This window comes from Kitasatospora purpeofusca (assembly GCF_000718025.1).
Taxonomy (GTDB): Bacteria; Actinomycetota; Actinomycetes; order Streptomycetales; family Streptomycetaceae; genus Kitasatospora; species Kitasatospora purpeofusca.
The window spans coordinates 1-17550 of the sequence record NZ_JODS01000060.1; the positions used below are offsets into that span (position 1 = coordinate 1).

A 17550-nucleotide genomic window follows, 5' to 3' on the forward strand; every position below is an offset into this window, starting at 1 on the left:
TCGTTGCTACTGAGTAGCGGGGACAGGATTTGAACCTGCGACCTCTGGGTTATGAGCCCAGCGAGCTACCGAGCTGCTCCACCCCGCGTCGGTGAACACAACAATACGGGGAGATCGCCCGGATGGGAAATCCGTTCCTCACGGGCCCCCGGCCGGCCCCCCGAGCCACCCTGCGAGCCGCGCGGCGAACCGCAGTCCGAGGCGGGTGGCGGTCCGCACGTCGGTCCGGGCCCGCGGCGCCGCAGGCCCGTCCCGTCCCGGGTGCCGGGCGGCCCGTGACCGGGCCCAGGCGGAGAAGCAGACCAGCGCCGCGAAGCAGGGCACCATCAGCACCGCGTAGACCAGCAGGAAGCCGTGGGTGCCGAGGTCGGCGGCGGCGTTCCAGGTCCCGTGCAGGGCCATCGACAGGACCAGCCCGGTCGGCGCCGCCAGCCGGGCCAGCCGGCGGCGCCCGGTGGTGAGGCTGACCGCCAGGCCGAGCCCGGTCAGCGCGGTGAACAGCGGATGGGCGAACGGCGAGAGCAGGCCGCGCAGCACGAAGGTCTGCACGGTGCTGTCGAAGTCCCGCAGGCTGGGCGACTCGCCGAGGCCGATGCTGTCCAGCCGCTGCTGCTGGTCGTCGGTGAACGCCCGCCCCAAGTAGAGCGCGTTCTCGGTGAAGGCGAAGCCGCAGGCGGTGATCCCGCCGAGGACCACCCCGGCGGCCAGGGTGCGCGGCCGGGACCGGGCCCGCCGGTGGGCGGTGGGCGGCGGCCGTCCGCCGGGGCCGGCGGCGGACCCGGCCGAGGGGTGCGGCAGCGGGCGCGGGTAGGGGCGCAGCCGCAGGCGGGCGCGGGCGTGCGGCCCGGCGAGCCGGCGCTCGTACCCGCGCGGCTGCCGGGGGCCGGGCAGTCGGCGCAGTACGTCGGCGCACGGGCGGCCGCCGGGTCCGGCCGCGCAGCGCAGCCGCCGGCCGATCGGCAGCAGCAGGACGAGCAGGGCGGCGCCCTTGGCGCTCTCCTCGATCACCGGGGTGACCAGGTCGGCGCCCAGCGCCTCGCCGAGGCTGCCCTGGTGGGTGCTCAGATAGGTGCTGGTCCAGCCGTTGGCGAGGATGGCCACGGTGGTGGCGGCGCAGGCGCCCCAGCCGAGGCAGAACACGGTGTGCCGCAGCGGCACCCGGGCGGTCTGGTTGAGCCAGGCTAGCCCGCCGAGCACGAAGGGCAGCGGGACCATCGCCAGCCCGAGGCCGACCAGCAGTCCGGCGGTGCCGGTCTGGCGGCGGACCAGGTGGAGGATCAGCACCCCGCAGCCGGCCAGGGTCAGTACGGCCGTCGCGGTCACCGCGGAGAAGGCGGCCGGGCGCAGCGCGCGGCGGCCGCCGGGGGCCGGGCCGGGCGCGGTGGGGCCGGGCCGGTGCGTGCCGGGGTCCTGGGGGTCGGCGCGGCCCGGCCGGGGCACGAACCGCTGGGCCCGGCGCCTCCGCGGCCCCGGGATGGTCCGGGTGTCGGCGGTGGGCGTGGGCATCTCTCGGTCGTCGGCGGCCCGCACGGTGATGTGGTACCCATCGCCGGACGGGGTGCTCACCCGGCACAGGGTAGGCCAAGCCGCCGGGCGGCCGGGCGGAGTCGGGGGGAACCGTCCGCCCCGGACGCGCCCGTCGACGGGGCCGGGGGCCGTGCCGGCGCGCCGGGTCGAACGCCCGGCGCGGGGTCAGCGGCGGCGGAACAGCAGGTCGTGCACCACGTGGCCCTTGGCGATGCCGGCCCGTTCGAACTTGGTCACCGGGCGCCAGTCCGGTCGCGGCGCGTAACCGGGGACGGAGCCGTCCGGGTGGTCCGCCGGTTCGGTCCAGCCGGTGCCGTCACCCTCGGGGTGGAGGTTCTCCAGCTCCGGGGAGGCGGACAGCACGGCGAGCATCTGCTCGGCATAGGGCTCCCAGTCGGTGGCGCAGTGCACCAGCGCGCCGGGCGCCAGCCGGGGGAGGACCAGCTCCAGGAAGGACGGCTGGACCAGCCGCCGCTTGTGGTGCTTGGGCTTGGGCCACGGGTCGGCGAAGTAGACCCGCAGACCGGCCAGCGAGGCGTCCTGGAGCATGTCGCGCAGCAGGATCACGGCGTCCCCGGCGGCGGGGCGGACGTTGGTGCTGCCGTCGCGCTCCAGCATGCCGAGCAGGTTGCCGTGGCCGGGGGTGTGGACGTCGGCGGCCAGGATGCCCATGGCCGGGTCGGCGGCGGCCATCGCGGCGGTGGTCTCGCCCATGCCGAAGCCGATCTCCAGGGTGACCGGCAGGCCGTCGAAGAGCGCGGGCAGGTCGAGCGGGGTGCCGTCGATCGCGATGCCGTAGGTCTCCCAGCTCCGGTCCAGCGCGCCGGCCTGGGCGTTGGTCATCCGGCCCCGGCGCGGCTGGAAGCTGCGGATGCGCCGCTCGCTGTGCTGGGCCTCGGTGGCCTTGTGCGGGTACATCGGCGCCGGGTAGGCGGCGGGGGCCGCGGAGAGCCGGGCGGAGGGCGAGGGCTGGGGGATCGGGGCGGTGGCAGTCACAATCAACCGAGTCTACGGGGCCGTCTGGCGGGGGCCGAGGGGGCTGTGACGGGCCCCACGTCCGCCCCCATGTCCGCCCCCGCGTCCGCCGCCATGTCCGTCGCCGCGGCCGGCCCGGGCCGGTCCTCGCGGTCCGCCCTCACCTGCCGCCCGCGTCCAGTGCGGCGAGCGCCCGGCGGGCCACCTCCCGGCCGATCGGCAGCGAGGCCGTGGCCGCCGGGGAGGGCGCGTTCAGCACGTGCACCAGGCGGCGGGCGGAGCGCGGGTCGTCGGGGTCGAAGCCGGCGAAGGCGAAGTCGTCCAGCAGCGAGCCGTCCCTGGCGACCGCCTGGGCGCGGACCCCGGCGGTGGCCCGGACCAGGTCGGCCGGGACGACGGCGGGCAGCAGCCGCTGGACGGCCGAGGTGAAGGCCCGCTTGGACAGCGAGCGGTGCAGTTCGCCCACCTCGTAGCGCCAGTGCCGGCGGGCGATCCGCCAGGTGCCGGGGAAGGCCGCGGTGCCGGCCAGGTCGCGGGGTCGGACGGTGCGCCAGTCGTAGCCCTCGCGGGCCAGCGCGGGCACCGCGTTCGGGCCGACGTGCACGTCGCCGTGCACGCCCCGGGTCAGGTGGACGCCCAGGAACGGGAACGCCGGGTCGGGCACGGGGTAGACCAGTCCGCGGACCAGCTCCCGGCGCTCCTTGACGAGTTCGTAGTACTCGCCGCGGAAGGGGACGATCCGCAGGCCGGGGTCGTCGCCCGCCAGCCGGGCGATCCGGTCGCTGTGCAGGCCCGCGCAGTTCACCAGGACCTGGCAGCGGAGCTCCCCGGCCGAGGTCTGCACGGTGACGCCGTCGGCCCGGCGGGCGATCGCGCGCAGCTCGGTGCCGGTGCGGATCTCGGCCCCGGCCTCGCGGGCGAGGCGCGCGTAGGCGGCGGCGACGGCGGGGAAGTCGCAGATGCCGGTGCTGCCGATGTGCAGGCCGGCGACGCCGGTGACCTGCGGCTCGTACTCGGCGATGCCCCGGCGGTCGAGTTCGGTGACCGGGATGCCGTTGGCCCGGCCGCGTTCGGCCAGCGCGCGCAGCCGGTCGAGTTCGGCGGGCCCGGTGGCGACGATCAGCTTGCCGGTGACCTCGTGCGGGATGCCGTGGGCGCGGCAGAACTCCACCATCTCGGCGGCGCCGGCCACCGCGTACCGGGCCTTGAGCGAGCCCGGCCGGTAGTAGACGCCGCTGTGGATCACCCCGCTGTTGCGGCCGGTCTGGTGGGCGGCCAGGCCGGGTTCCTTCTCCAGCACGGTGAGCCGGAGTCCGGGGCGGGCCCCGACCAGCGCGTGGGCCGTGGCCAGCCCGACGATCCCGCCCCCCACCACCAGCACGTCGACGTCGTACCGCACGGCCCGCTCCTCGCCTTGTCCGACCGCCCCCGTCCGTCCGCGATGCTGCCACGACGGCGGGGGCCGGTCGAGGGGGCCCGGGGGCGTTTCGGCCGGGCCCGCGCGGCACCCGTGCGGGCTCCGGCGGCGGCGCAGTCGGTCAGGCCGGGGCGACGATCACCGCGCGGGCGCGTTCGGTCAGGTCGCGGACCCGGCGCTCGCCCTGGAAGGGCTCCAGCCGGCGCAGCATCTCCACCACGTACTCGCGGCTGCGCTGGGAGGAGATCCGCCCGGCCACGTCGACGGCGCGCTCGCCGGCCGCGACCGCCGCGTCCAGGTTGCCCGCCTCGGCCTCGGCCATCGCGGAGACCACCAGCCGCAGGCCGTGCGAGCGCACGAACCCCTCGGTGGGGCGGGCCAGCGCCTCCCGGGTGAACTGCCGGACCTTGGACGGAACTCCGAGGTCGCGGAAGCACTCGGCGGCGTCGGCGGCGAGCCGGTCGTAGGCGTAGAAGTCGATCCACGCCGGATCGGGATCCCCGGCGCGCGCCCGTTCGAGCGCGCTCTCCGCTGCCCCGAGCGCCGTCGCGCACGCCGCCGCGTTCCGGGCCTTGGCCTGGGCCCGGGCCTCGACCAGGTGGAAGAAGCTCATCGTCCGGGCGGTGGCCAGGCCCCGGTTGCGCTCCAGTGCGGCCTGGGCGAGGTCCACGGCCTCCTCGGCGAAGCCCCGGTAGCCGGCCTGCAGGCTCATCGAGGCCAGTACGTAGCCCCCGAGCGGGACGTCGGCGGCGGCCCGGGCGAGCCGCAGGGCCTGGATGTAGTAGCGCTGGGCGGCCTCGTGCTGGCCGGTGTCGAAGGCCATCCACCCGGCCAGCCGGGTGAGTTCGGCCGTCGCGCCGAACAGCGCCCGGCCCACCGCGTCGCTGTACGAGGCCAGCAGCAGCGGCGCCGCCTCGACCCGCAGGCACTCCGGCACCATCGACGAACGCCAGTCCCCGCCGCCGTACTTGGAGTCCCAGCGGCGGGCCTCCTGGGCGGCCTCGCGGAGTTTGGCGGCGTCCGAGTGGCCGACCCGGTACGAGCCCGACTCGGCCGGGGCGCGGGGCAGTTCACGTGCCACCGAGCCGTCGGCGGGGTTGATCAGCCAGCGCGAGACCGGGGTCGCGTAGGCGGCGACCGAGAAGGTGCCGGCCAGGCTGTCGCTCCAGCGGCCGCCGCCGGGGCCGCGGCGCAGGTCGAGGTCGACCCGCCAGAGGTCGGTGGCGGACCGGACCGCGTCGGGGACCTCGCGCGGGAAGGCCAGGCCGAGTTCGGGCGCCGGGTCGGTGTCGCCGAGGCCGATCTCCTCCAGCGGCACGGGCCGGCCGAGCTTGCCGCCGATCGCGGTGGCGATCAGGTGCGGCACGGGGCCCTGCGGCACCATGCCCTTGCTGACCCAGCGCGCCACCGAGGTCTTGTCGTAGCGGAGCGTCAACCCGCGCTGGGCGCCGAGGTCGTTGACCCGGCGGGCCAGACCCGCGTTGCTGATCTGCGCCAGGGTCAGGAGCGTGCCGAGCCGTTCGTTCGGTCCTCGTGGGCTGACGGTCATGGTGGCGGCGGCACCTCCTGCGGCCTTGTGCGCGGGGCCCGGGCGGCACCGGGCCGAAGCTGCTGTACCTAGAGTAGTCGGACGCGTTCCGAGGGTTAAGAGGCCGCATTCCGGATGGCGGGATCGCGCGCCCGGCGGCGGGCGGCGGGCGGGTCGCGAAGTTGGTCAGGACCGCCGGGATCCGGCCGCCCGGCGGTCTCCCGGCGGTGCGCCGGAGTCCCGTGCTCCGGTCCCGTGTCGATGTGCGCCCGGCCGTGCCCCCTGGCCCGACCGGCTGGTCGGCGATTCGCTGGTGGTCGTGGGTCGGCCCGCCGTCGAGGACCCGGCGGGCCGGGGGAAGCCGCCGCCTTCATCCCCGCGGGCGGCGGCGACGTCCGGGAGGGCATGCGGATGCCCTCCCGGGCCGAGCGACGCCTTTCGGCCATCTCGCGATGGCCATGACAGGGCGACCCACGGGGCGGTCCGGGCCGGGGAGGGGAAGGCCCGGGCCGCTCCGGTGGAACACCTCGTCCGGGTGTTCGAAACCCCGCGCCGTCACCGCCGTCCGCCCGGCGCGGTCCCGGGGGACCGGCCCTACGGCAACAGCCCCCCGCGCGTACCGGAAACGACAACTCCGGTCACCGGAAGCACAACCGGTGGCACGATGTCCTCTGACGGCGCGCCGGACGCGGGCCGCGGATCCGGACCCGCCGAGCGGTGCAGGTCCTCGTCCGGTGGAGGCGCGATGCGGTGGCTGACGGGCTGGTGCACGGGCGTGCCCCGGCCGGGCGCACCGGCGCACGAGCCGCCCGGCGCCGTGGCCCCGATCGCCGCGCGCACCCTGTGGACCGGTCCCGACCCGCTCTGGGCGGTCGGCGACTGGCGGCCCGAGGAGATCCGGCTGGCCACCCTGCGGCCCGGGGCCGCCGCCGTGGTCACCACCGGACCCACCGCGCCCGACCCCTTCGAGGCGAACCCCGCCACCCTGCGGCTCGCCGTGCTCGGCCACTGCGGCGCCACCGACGCCGAACTCGCCGCCGGCCTGGCCGCCGCCCGCGGCGGCGCCGTCCGCCACCTCACCGGCTGGCCCGGCAGCTACACCGTCGTGCTGCGCAGCGGCACCCGTTCCACCGTGCTGCTCACCGACCTGGCCGGGGCCCGGCCGGTCTTCCACACCCCGTGGGGCGACGGCACCGCGTACGCCACCGCGGCCCTGCCGCTCGCCGACCTGGTCGGGGCGCCGCTGGACACCGGCCACCTGGCCGCCCGGCTCGCCTGCCCCGAGGCGCCCGAGGCGCTCGGCACCGGCACCCCGTACCTCGGGGTGCGGCGGGTGCCGCCCGGGCACGCGCTCGCCGTCCGCGGCGGGCGGCCGTACCTCACGGGGTACGACGGGCCGGGCGCCGAGGGGGTGCCGGGGCGCGGCGAGGCGGCGGCGGTCCGGGAGTTGACCCGGGCGCTGCTGGAGTCGGTCCGGTTCCGGGTCCGCACCAGCCCGGCCGGTCCGGCCCCGCTGCCGGCCGGTCCGTCCGGGCGGGCCAGGCTCGGCGTCGACCTCTCCTACGGGACGGCCTCCGCCACCGTCGCGCTGCTCGCCGCCGCCGTGCCGCCCGCCGCGGTGCCGACCGCCGCCGACCCGGCCGGAGCGGTGCCGCCCTACCCGTCCGGGCCGTACCGGGCCGTCCCGGCGCAGACCGGACCGCCGCCCGAGGAGACCGGGGCCGGGCCCGAAGCCCGGTCCGCTTCCGGAGCCGCGCTCGCACCCGGCGGCGCGGCCCGGACCGGGGCGGTGAAGGGCTCCTGGGCCCGCGCCGCCGCCCGGCCGCGTTCCGCCTCCGAACCCGTCGCCGCCGTCACCTTCGGCGAGACCACCGCGGCCGGGACCGCCCCCGCCGCCCCGGTGCTCGCCCCGGACGTCCCGCGGCTGCGCCGCACCGTGCTCGCCCCCGGCCCCGACACCCTCCCGTACGCGGACCTGCGCGCCGACCCGACCGCCGGGCCGCTCACCGACGAGCCCGGGCCCGAACTGGTCACCGCGGCCTGGGCCGAGGCCCGGTTCGGGGCGGGCGGCACCGACCACCTCACCGGCCACGGCGCCCGGCAGGTCCTGGACGGGCACCCGGCCCGGCTGGCCGACCTGGTCCGGGCCGGCCGCTCCCGCGAGCTCCTCTCCCCGGTGGCCGCGCTGGCGGGCGTCGACCGGGCGGCCGCCGGCGTCCTGACCGGCGCGCTGCGGACCCCGCTCACCGTGCTGCGCGCAGCCCACCGACTGGCCCGGATCCGCTACCCGGACGCGCTCGACGACGCCGCTGTGCGGCTGACCCTCCGCCGGACGCCCGACGGCGCCGGCACGGCCGGAGCGCGCTCGGCGGACGACCTCGCCTGGGTGGTCCCCGGCCCCGCCGCCCGCTGGCTGTCCGACGAGGCGCTCTCCGCGGTCGCGCTGCGGCTGCGGCTGGCGGCGCGCGAACCGGCGCCCGGGGACAACCCCGGCGCGTACCGGGCCCGGCACGCCCTGCACCGGCACGCGCGCGGCTTCCGCACGCTGGTGCACGCCACCGAACAGCCGGGCCAGCGCCTGCACGCGCCCTTCCTCGACAACCAGGTGGTGCGGGCCGCCCGGCTGCTCCCGGACGAGGTCCGGCTCCAGCCCGGCGCCCGGCACGCGCTGCTGCACGCCGTGCTGGCCGGCGCCGGTCGCACCGATCTGCCGCCCGACTGGGGCCGCGCCCCGCGCCCCGACCGCGCCACCACCGTCCGGGCGGGCCTGCGGCTCGCCGCCGACGGCCTGGCCGAACTCTTCGACGCGCCGCTGCTGGCCGAGGCCGGGTTGATCGACCTCCCCGCCGTCCGGGCCGCGCTCGACCGCGCCGCCGACCCGGCGACCCCGCTGCCGCCCGCCGCGCTGGCGGGCCTCGCCGACCTGGTCGCCACCGAGCTCTGGCTCCGCCGCGTCCGCGCCCGCCGCCACGGCGCCTGCTGGACCGGCCTCCCGCACCCCGTCCACCCCGCGCTGTCCCCGCCCCGGCTCTCCTGACCCCGGCCCGCCCCGCCCGCGCGCCCGACCGGCCCCGCTCCCGGCGCTCCCATCGGCTCCCGGCGCGGCTCGGGCACGGGGCGGCGCCGGGCGGCGATCATGGCGAGCGTCCCGTCCCTGCCCCCTTCCCCTTCCCCCGCCCGGAGGCCGTGGTGACCAGTGCCGGTCCCGACCCGTCCGTCCCCGTCGTGCTCTCGGTGCTCGGGCGGCTCCCGACCAACCGTCCGCCCGGGGTGCTCGCGGCCTGCGACGGCTCGGACGGCTCGCTCTGGGCGCTGGACCGGGCGATGACCGAGGCCGAGGCCCACGACCTGCCGCTGTACGTGCTCGCCGTCGTCAACCCGGCACCCACCGGCTACCCGCCGGGGATGGCCGAGCTGGTCCAGGAGAGCGTGGAGACCCTGGTCGAGTCGATGGCTGACGGCCTGCGCCGTGCGGTGGTCGCCGTGCAGCGGGCCCGGGCCCGGCCCTGCACCGCCGAGATGTCCCTGCACGTGGTGCTCGGCAATGTGATCGAGGTGCTGCTGGCCTCCTCCGCCCGGCAGCACACCGTGGTGGCCGGCACCCGGGGCAACGGCGGCTTCGCCCGGCTGCTGCTGGGCTCGGTCAGCGGGGCCCTGGTCCACCACGCGGCCTGCCCGGTCCTGGTCGTCCCCGCCCCTCCGGAGGCCTGAGCCCCTTCGGAGGTCTGAGCCCGTCCGGAGGTCTGAGCCCGTCCGGAGCGGCGGGGACACGCCGGGAATGTCCCGAGATGGTTCATCGTTCATCCATCTCGGACCCGTCCCCACCCCCCTCTGGAGCCCCCGTCATGAAGGTCGAGATCTACTCCGACATCGCCTGCCCCTGGTGCTACATCGGCAAGCGCCGCTTCGAGCAGGCGCTCGAGGGCTTCGCGGGCAAGGAGAACGTCGAGGTGGTCTACCGGCCGTACCAGCTGGTGCCGGACGCCCCGGCCACGGCGAGCCCGCACCGGGAGTGGCTGGCCGAGCGCTACGGGCCGCAGTCCGTCGCGATGGACGCCCGGGTCGCCGAGCTGGGCCGGGCCGAGGGCATCGGCTACGACTTCGACGCCGCCCTGCACGCCAACACCTTCCTCGGCCACCGGCTGCTGCACCTCGCGGAGACCGAGTACGGCGCGGCCGCCCAGGGCCGGCTGAAGGAGGCCCTGCTCAAGGCGCACTTCAGCGACGGCGTGGACGTCGGCGACCGCACCGCGCTCACCGAGGTCGCCGTCGGCGCGGGCCTGGACCGCGACCGGGTGACGGCCTACCTGGCCGGCGAGGAGGGTGCCGCCGAGGTGCGCGCCCAGCTGGCCGAGGCCCGCGAGATCGGCATCACCGCCGTGCCGACCTTCGTCTTCGAGGGCAAGTGGGCCGTCCAGGGCGGCCAGGAGGCCGAGGCCTTCCGCCAGGTGCTGGAGCAGGTCGCCACCGAGATCGGCGAGCGCCGCCCGGCCCCGGTGCAGGTCGCCCCGGCCGGCGAGGCGTGCGCGGACGGCTCCTGCGCGGTCTGACCCCGCGGTTCCGTCCGCACCGGGGCCCGCTTCAGACGCACCTGAAGCGGGCCTCGGCCCAGTCGGCGACGTTCAGCGCCGACCAGATGCCGTTCGCCGGCACCACCACCAGCCGGATCGAGGTCTGCCCGGCGAGCGGCACATGCACCGGCACCGCCGGGTCGCCCGCCCGCAGCGTGCGCGAGCTCCACAGCGTCCGGCCGTCGCCGCCCTGCACCGAGAAGACCACCCCGCCGACGGCGAGGGTCAGGTCGTCCATCCCGGCCACCGCGTCGAAGGACGTGCAGCTCCGGTTGAGGTCGACCACGGTGGCCGCGGGCGCGTGCACGCTGATGCCGTGCCGGTGCTCGGCGCCGGCCACCGAGACGCTCTCCCGCTGCCAGAACCAGTCGCTGCCGTTCTCCCGGATGCTCGGCCGCGGCGGCGGCACCCGGTTGTGCGAGGACTTGACCACCGGGAGGTCGTCGGCCCAGAAGTCGGTCGGCGCCGGCGGGGTCGGGACGGTCGTGGGCGGCGGGGTCGGCAGGCTCGGCGTCACGGTGGGCGTCGGCAGCACCACCTCGGGCACGGGCGGCGGCGGCACCTCGGGCGTCGGCACCGGCGGCGGGGTCGGCAGCGGCACGGCCGGGACGGTCGCGACCGGGGTCGGGGTGGGCGTCGGGGTCGGTGTGGGCTTCGGGGGCGAGGGGGTCGGCGAAGGGGCCGCCGTGGTCGCCGGCGGGCTGCTCGGCGCCGACGGCACCGGCCTGGGCGCGGCGGCGGGCGGCGGGGGCGCGGACGGCGCGGGGGCCGGTGGCTCCACCGGCACCGGGGCCGGGCTGTCGGGCGCGGGCGGCGGCGGGGCCGGTTCCGGGGCGGGCGGCTCCGGCTCGGCGGACGGCGGCGCGGGAACGGCCGGCGCGGAGACCGGGGGAGCGGCCACCGGGGGCCTGGGCTCGGGCGCTCCGGTGAGCGCGTACGCGGCGACGGCGGCCGCCGCCACCGCGACGGCCGCGGCGATCCCGGCCTTCGCGGCGGTGCCCAGACCCTCCGCGGCGGCGCTCGCGCCGCCCCCGCCCCCGCCGGAGGCACCGGCCCCCGCACCACCCGCGGCACCGGCGGCCCCGGTACCTCCCGTGGTTCCGGCTGCGGCACCGGCGGCACCGGCGGCACCGGCGGCGCCACCGGCCGTACCGCCCGCGGTGGCGGCCGCGGTCCCGGCGGCCGCGCCGCCCACCGCCGCCACTCCGCCGACGGCGGCCGCGGCGGCGCCGAAGCCGCCCGCGCCGATCCAGACCAGCACCCCGCCGGGCAGCAGCGCGCGCAGTCCGTGGTTGATCTCGGACAGCTCCAGGCACGCGGCCGTGCACCGGTCGCACTCCTTGAGGTGCCGGCCGACCTCCGCCGAGGCGCGCTTGCGCAGCGAGCCGCGCGCGTACGCGCCGAGCCGGTTGGCGTACGCCTCGCAGTCCCGGTCCTGGCTGCCCGAGACATGCGCCTGCAGGAAGCCGGCGGCGAGCCGGTCGCGGGCCCGGTGGGCCTGGACGGCGGTCGCGTTGGCGGTCTTGCCGAGCATCACCGCGACGGTCTTGGGGGACTCCCGCTCGACCTCGGTGTGCCAGAGCACCACCCGGTCGTCCTCGGGGAGTTCGGCGTAGGCCTGCATCACCATGCGCTGGTCGGCCAGCGCCATCGCCCAGGCGTCGGCGCCCGGATCGGCCAGATCGAGGTCCACCACGGCGGCCGAGGTCTGCGCGAACACGCTGAAGTCGTCCACGAGTTGCTCGCGCCGCTCGCTGCGGGTCCAGGCCGCCGCGACGTTCCGGACCGCGGTCAGCAGATAGGCGCGGACGGCGAACTCGGGCCCCTTGCCCGCCCGCAGCGCCTGCAGGGTGCGGGCGAACACCTCGCCCGCCAGGTCCTCGGCGGTGAAGCTGTCCCGGCAGCAGGTCCGGGCGTAGCGGCGCACCGAGTCCACGTGCCGGCGGTAGATCTCCTCGTACGCGGTGTCGTCGCCGGCCCGCACGAGCGCGGTCAACTCCGCGTCCGAGGGAGGTCGTTCGCCGTCGACGGGATCGGCCGGCGCGGGCACGGTGGGGCGCACCGGGGCCCCGGTGCCGACGAAGGCCTCCGGGATGACGCCGCCGCGCCCGGCGGCGGCCTGCCCGGGGACCCGGCCCTGGGGGAGCGCCGCGGCGGAGGCGGAGAGGGTCTCGCGGCCCGGCATCCCGGCCTGGTCCGGCACCTGGCCGGTCGGCACCGGCCCGGGGGCAGCCCCCGACCCGCCGCCGGGTGCCCCCGGGCCGGCGGCCGGACCGTCAGGACCCCGGTCGGGCCCGCCCCCGGCGGAACGCCCGAAGTCGAGGCCGTAGCCGTAGTCGTTCTGTTCCTCGGCGCTCACAACGGACCCCAGACTCCACGACAGCCCCCGTAGTGTGGCAGGGCGCGCGGGAGTGCGTGGGCGCACGATTCTCCGCCGCACGGCGCCGAGGGCGCGCGAACGGCGCGCATCGGGACATTGGCTCCAACCACGGGCAAAGGATGGCATAGCGCAGAGTTGGGCGGTAGCCGGACCGGCCGTGACCCACTCTTCCGTGGGGCCGTCGCGGATGTGTTCGCCCCGCGCCCGGCGCCCCGGGGCGGCGCCGCCCGCCCCGGGCGAACGGCCCGCGGCCGTCCGCCCCGCTCACCAACCTCCTTGCCCGCGCCGGACACTGGGTCCCGGTGCGGTCCGGCTCAGCGGGCCCGCAGGCCGTCGAGCAGGATCTGGAGCAGCCGGTCGGAGGGTCCTTCGGCGGATTGACCGTCCGTCTGCGGACCACTCGTCGGCTGCGGGGCGTCCCCGGAGCCCGCGGGCACCGCACCGGGCACCGCGCCCGCCGCCGCACCCACCACGACCGGGCCGACCGGCGGCCCGCCGCGCCAGGCGTGCACCGGTACCGACGCCGTCAGCACCAGCACCACGTCCGCGACGGTCACCCCGGGCCGCAGCTCGCCGGCCGCACCCGCGCGGGCCACCAGGGCCGCGAGCAGTTGCAGCAGCAGCCGCGGGTCCGCGTCCGCCACCAGCACCGCCGTCTCGCCCTCGGTCGCCGCGCCGACGCCGACACCGGCGGCCCCGAGGGGCCCTCCGGCCGCCTCGCCGGACACCTGACCCGGCAGCGCACCGCCGAGCGGACCGGGCGCCGAACCGTACGCCGCACCGGACAGGCCGGCCACCGTCGGCTCGAACCGCGCGGAGCCGAACGCGCTGCCCGACCCGACCGGGTCCGGCGAACGCTGCTCGGGCACCCGCCCCAGCTCCTCGGCGTACCGGAACGCCTCCGGCGGCAGCAGCCGCCCGGCCCCGGTGGACACCGCGCGCGCCAGGTAGCCGGCCAGCGCCTCCCAGGCACCCGCGCCGCCGTACAGCGAGTCGCGGGCCTGGGCGGTCAGCCAGGCGACCTCCTCGGCCGCGATCCGCTGGACCAGCACCTCCTTGCTCGGGAAGCGCCGGTACACCGTGCCCACGCCGACCCCGGCCCGCCGCGCCACCTCCTCCATCGGTGCGCCGTAGCCGAACTCGCCGAACACCTCACGGGCGGCGCGCAGCACGCTCTCGAGGTTCCGCCGCGCGTCGACCCGCAGCCGGGTGCCCGGGGACTGCCCGCCGCCCTGCGCCGCCTCGCCGCCCCGGTACGGGACGGCCGCGTACGCCGCCCCCGGTGGACCGGCGGCCTCGGCCGGGCCGCGTTGCTCCGGCACCACGCCCTGGCCGGGGTGTGCCGCACCCGATCGCCCCAACAGTCGCTCCTGTTCCATCATCCCAACTCTCCCCCGCAGGCGTCCGGTTCCGGACCCTGTCGTCGCCCGCCCCTGCACCCCCCGGTGCAGCTACGCCTGAAAGAAATGACCGATGACCCATCGCTCGTGCCGTTGGTGCCGCCCGGGTGCCGCCCGGCCGCGGATGCGGCCGCGCGAAGGTCCACCCGGACCCCGCTCCGGAGGGCGCCGCCGGGCCGATCGCTGCGATCGGGCCGGCGCGTCGGCGCCCGTTCGGGGCCCTGTCCGGGAACTACCCTTCCCCGGATCACGGTCCCGCAGTCGGGTTCTCCCGCCAACACTAGAACTGGCCGTAATGACCGATCCACGGTGCGTCGCCACCAGTTGACATGGCAGTGGCCGCGCCGCCACACAATCCGACCATAGTTCACCGCCGTTCGAGGCCGAAAGTGCGTCAGAAACTCACCCCGGCAGTACTTCTGTCCCCTTCCGGCCCCAACCGCCCCGTCCGCCACAGCACGGACGGTGGACAAGAGGGCTCCGGCGGTCCTTTATTGGTGGGCGTGATGGGGGCATGCCCGGTCGAAGGCGGGCCACGGAGCCCATCGACAGGAGGTGCGCCATCAGGATCCTGATCGTCGGCGGCGGGTGCGCGGGCATGTCGACCGCGCTGCACCTCCAGCGCGGCCTGCGCGAGCGGCTCCGCCGCGGCGAGGTCCACCTCACCCTGGTCGAGCCGCAGGCCTACCTCACCTACCACCCCCTGCTCGCCGAGGTCGCGGCCGGCACCATCGACCCCCGGCACGTGGTCGTCCCGCTCCGCCGCGAACTCACCGAGTGCAAGGTGCTCACCGCCCGGATCACCCGGATCGAGCACGCCTCCCGCCGGGCCTGGGCCGACGCGGCCGGCCGGGGCGAACCGCCCGCGCCGGTCGAGCTCCACTACGACGTCCTGGTGCTCGCCCCCGGATCGGTCTCCCGCACCGCCCCGGTGCCCGGACTGGCCGAGCACGGCCGGGGCTTCGCCACCGTCGGCGAGGCCGTCGGCCTGCGCAACCACGTCCTGGAACAGCTCGACCTCGCCGCCACCACCCGCGACCCGGCGCTCCGCCAGGCCGCGCTCACCTTCGTCTTCGTCGGCGCCGGCTACGCGGGCGTCGGCGCGCTGGCCGAACTGGAGGACATGGCCAGGTACGCGGTCCGGGGCCACCAGCACACCACCCCCGACGACCTGCGCTGGGTCCTGGTCGAGGCCACCGACCGGATCCTCACCGAGGAGTCCCCCGAACTCGCCGCGCACACCCTGGACCAGCTGCGCGAGCGCAATGTGGACGTCCGGCTGCGCACCACCCTGGAGTCGGCCGCCGGCGGGGTGATGGCGCTCTCCGACGGCAGCCGGTTCGCGGCCCGCACCCTGGTCTGGACGGCCGGGGTCCGCCCCAACCCGCTGCTGCGCGACACCGACCTCCCGCTGGACACCGCCGGCCGGGTCCGCTGCCTGCCCACCCTCCAGGTGCTCGGCCCGGACGGCCGCGCGCTGCCCGGGGCCTGGGCCGCCGGGGACGGCGCGGCCGTGCCCGACCCGCACGCGGACGGGGCGCCGTGCGCGCCGAACGCCCAGCACGCCTTCGCCCAGGCCGAGCTGCTGGCCGCCAACGTGCTGGTCGCGCTGGACGGCGGCCCGCACGCGTCCGGCATCGCCGAGTACCTGCCGGGCCCGCCGGCCTGCTCCACCTCGCTGGGCCTGGGCCGCGCGGTCGCCCACACCCGGGGCGGCGGGCGGCTCACCGGCCGCCGGGCCTGGTGGCTGCACCGGGCCCGCCATCTGCGTCGGCTGCCGAGCGGGGAGCGCCGGGTCCGGATCCTGATGGACTGGGCACTGACCGGGCTGTTCTCCCGCGAGGTCGTCCCGATCGGCCGCCCCGAGTAGCCGGACCGGCCGGAGCCGGCCGACGGGCGGCCGCTTTGAGCCGGTCCGGCGGCCCCGTCGCCGCCGCCCGCTCGGAGTACCGGCACGGCCCCGAGGCCGACCCGACGACCGCGCCGGGCGCGGACGACTTCCGGAATCGGGCCTCCGCCTGACAGGATCTGCCCGACCGAGTCATTACCCCGTGTGCTGACGAGTGCACAAAAAGTGATGATATGCCTGGAACCCGAGGAAGCGGCCGTCGTTTGAACCTCATGCGCTGGAGCGCCCGGCTCACCGGAGTCCCGTGGCGTGCCACCCCGCCGTCCGGGGCCGGCACCGACCGCGGCACGCCGTCCGGCGACGCCGTCGTGGTGCCCGGCCCGCGCGACCCCACCAGCCCCACCGGCCCGGTCGACATCCCGGACGCCCTCGACCCCACCGGCGTGCTGGACCCCCACCGGCCCCAGGACCTGCGCGAGGTCCTCAACCGCATCCCCGCCCCCGTCGCCGTCACCTACGGGCCGCTGCACCAGCTCGGCTACGCCAACCGCGCCTACCGCGAACTCTTCGGCGAACGCCCCACCGGCCTGCCCGCCTGCGACGCGCTCCCGGAACTCGGCACCCTCGGCGTGCTGCCCCTCATGGACCAGGTGATCCGGGGCGGCAGCCCGCGCAGCGTCAAGGCCCGCTGCATCCTCGGCCTCACCGGCAACCGCTACTACAACGTGTCCTGCGTACCGCTCACCCGCGACCCCGGCGACCCGGCCCCCGCCGCTCCGCAGGCTTCGCCCGGATCCACCCCCACGAGTGTCCCCGGCCAGGCCCCCACCGCCGCCGACACCACTCCCACGGGTGACGACCCCACCTCCGGCGTCCTCATCTTCGCCGCCGAGGTCACCGACCAGGTCCTCGCCGCCGCCCGGCTGCGCGAGTCCGAACGCCGCCAGCGCGAGGCCGCCGTCACCCTCCAGCGCAGCCTCCTCCCGCAGAAGCTCGACCAGCCCGCGGACCTCCGGGTCGCCGCCACCTACCAACCGGGCGGCGCCGAGGCCGCCGTCGGCGGCGACTGGTACGACGTCATCGCCATCGACGGCGGCCGCACCGCACTCGTGATCGGCGACGTCATGGGCCGCGGCCTGCGGGCCGCCGCCGTCATGGGACAGCTGCGCACCGCCGTCCGCGCCTACGCCCGCCTCGACCTCCCGCCGCACAAGGTGATGAGCCTGCTCGACGGGCTCGCCATGGAGATCGACGCCAACCAGATCGCCACCTGCACCTACGCCGTCTGGGACCCGCAGCGCCGGACCCTCGGCTACGCCTCCGCCGGCCACCTCCCGATGCTGCTGCGCTGCCCCGACGGCACCGTCCTGCGCAGCGAGGAGCAGAACGGCCCGCCCCTGGGCACCGGCGGCGGCGTCCACCTCTCGCACACCCTGCGCCTGCTGCCCGGCACCACCGGCGTCCTCTATACGGACGGCCTGGTCGAACGCCGGGACGAGGACATCGACCAGGGCCTCGACCTGCTCGCCCGCACCCTCACCGGCGCGGTCGGCGCCCCCGACGTGGTCTGCGCCCGGTTGCTCCGCGCCATGGGCGTCACCTCCGACCACGACGACGACGTCGCGGTCCTCGCCTTCCAGCTGCCGGCCGAGGAGGAGGAGTCCCCCGAACGGACACCTGCGCTTGACGTGGTCTCCCAAGAGGTCTAGTGTTCTTCGAGCTGCCTGGCTGGGAGCACCGGACACGCATCGGCGCGGACGGTCCCGGGGCGGCCAATCCTCTGAAACACCACCTCATCCCATTACGGGCCGAGGCGTGTCGTTATTTCTTTCGATACGTTCCGGCTCAGGGTCTATTAGGTGTGCCTGTTTTCAAGGATTGCGGCCGGATTCGCTTTTCGGAG

11 protein-coding genes, 1 tRNA gene and 1 pseudogene are annotated in these 17550 nt (G+C 77.2%); 6 read left to right on the forward strand and 7 right to left on the reverse strand.

The window, feature by feature from the left end:
• Positions 1–14: 14 nt before the first annotated feature.
• The 5 genes from IF01_RS0140170 to IF01_RS0140195 all read right to left on the reverse strand — a co-directional run bounded on the left by IF01_RS0140170 (position 15) and on the right by IF01_RS0140195 (position 5468).
• A tRNA-Met gene (locus IF01_RS0140170) sits at positions 15–88 on the reverse strand.
• Positions 89–138: 50 nt separating this feature from the next.
• Positions 139–1566, reverse strand: a complete 1428-nt coding sequence (locus IF01_RS44815; protein ID WP_157855496.1) for a PrsW family intramembrane metalloprotease — start codon at positions 1564–1566, stop codon at positions 139–141.
• A gap of 126 nt (positions 1567–1692) precedes the next feature.
• Entirely contained in the window at positions 1693–2523 is an 831-nt protein-coding gene (gene trmB / locus IF01_RS0140180; RefSeq protein ID WP_030398586.1) for a tRNA (guanosine(46)-N7)-methyltransferase TrmB, read from the reverse strand.
• Between the two features lie 139 nt (positions 2524–2662).
• On the reverse strand, positions 2663–3901 hold the full coding sequence (gene lhgD / locus IF01_RS0140190; protein ID WP_030398587.1) for an L-2-hydroxyglutarate dehydrogenase: 1239 nt from the start codon (positions 3899–3901) through the stop codon (positions 2663–2665).
• 139 nt (positions 3902–4040) lie between these two features.
• The gene (locus IF01_RS0140195; RefSeq protein WP_030398588.1) at positions 4041–5468 is read right to left on the reverse strand and encodes an NsdA family TPR-like regulatory protein; all 1428 of its coding nucleotides are present in this window, start codon (positions 5466–5468) and stop codon (positions 4041–4043) included.
• 724 nt (positions 5469–6192) lie between these two features.
• Here IF01_RS0140195 and IF01_RS47985 point away from each other — a divergent pair.
• From IF01_RS47985 to IF01_RS0140210, 3 genes are all read left to right on the forward strand, one after another.
• Positions 6193–8484 (forward strand): asparagine synthase-related protein, encoded by a 2292-nt coding sequence (locus IF01_RS47985; protein ID WP_030398589.1) that lies wholly within the window; start codon positions 6193–6195, stop codon positions 8482–8484.
• Between the two features lie 152 nt (positions 8485–8636).
• On the forward strand, positions 8637–9158 hold the full coding sequence (locus IF01_RS47990; protein WP_051757183.1) for a universal stress protein: 522 nt from the start codon (positions 8637–8639) through the stop codon (positions 9156–9158).
• A gap of 134 nt (positions 9159–9292) precedes the next feature.
• Positions 9293–9997 (forward strand): DsbA family oxidoreductase, encoded by a 705-nt coding sequence (locus IF01_RS0140210; RefSeq protein ID WP_030398591.1) that lies wholly within the window; start codon positions 9293–9295, stop codon positions 9995–9997.
• A gap of 31 nt (positions 9998–10028) precedes the next feature.
• On the opposite strand, the gene IF01_RS0140215 is transcribed toward IF01_RS0140210, so the two are convergent.
• Complete coding sequence (locus IF01_RS0140215; RefSeq protein WP_051757185.1) at positions 10029–12377, reverse strand: sigma-70 family RNA polymerase sigma factor; 2349 nt, start codon at positions 12375–12377, stop codon at positions 10029–10031.
• Between the two features lie 335 nt (positions 12378–12712).
• Positions 12713–13780: a TetR/AcrR family transcriptional regulator gene (locus tag IF01_RS0140220; protein ID WP_063764429.1), complete on the reverse strand. Its 1068-nt coding sequence runs from the start codon at positions 13778–13780 to the stop codon at positions 12713–12715.
• Positions 13781–14312: 532 nt separating this feature from the next.
• Between IF01_RS0140220 and IF01_RS0140225 the strand changes: the two genes are divergently transcribed.
• The 3 genes and pseudogenes from IF01_RS0140225 to IF01_RS49495 form a co-directional block, all read left to right on the forward strand.
• Positions 14313–15668 (forward strand): NAD(P)/FAD-dependent oxidoreductase, encoded by a 1356-nt coding sequence (locus tag IF01_RS0140225; protein ID WP_051757187.1) that lies wholly within the window; start codon positions 14313–14315, stop codon positions 15666–15668.
• Between the two features lie 212 nt (positions 15669–15880).
• A pseudogene (locus tag IF01_RS0140235) lies at positions 15881–17341 on the forward strand (SpoIIE family protein phosphatase); the annotation flags it as partial.
• 14 nt (positions 17342–17355) lie between these two features.
• On the forward strand, positions 17356–17550 hold a 195-nt coding region (locus tag IF01_RS49495), incomplete at its 3' end, for a hypothetical protein (protein ID WP_208624407.1).

Excerpts from the sequence above, each read along its gene's own strand:
- IF01_RS0140195 (WP_030398588.1), bottom strand. The coding sequence starts at position 5,468 with ATGACCGTCAGCCCACGAGGACCGAACGAACGGCTCGGCACGCTCCTG.
- IF01_RS47985 (WP_030398589.1), top strand. The coding sequence starts at position 6,193 with ATGCGGTGGCTGACGGGCTGGTGCACGGGCGTGCCCCGGCCGGGCGCA.
- IF01_RS0140210 (WP_030398591.1), top strand. The coding sequence starts at position 9,293 with ATGAAGGTCGAGATCTACTCCGACATCGCCTGCCCCTGGTGCTACATC.
- IF01_RS0140220 (WP_063764429.1), bottom strand. The coding sequence starts at position 13,780 with ATGATGGAACAGGAGCGACTGTTGGGGCGATCGGGTGCGGCACACCCC.
- IF01_RS0140225 (WP_051757187.1), top strand. The coding sequence starts at position 14,313 with ATGCCCGGTCGAAGGCGGGCCACGGAGCCCATCGACAGGAGGTGCGCC.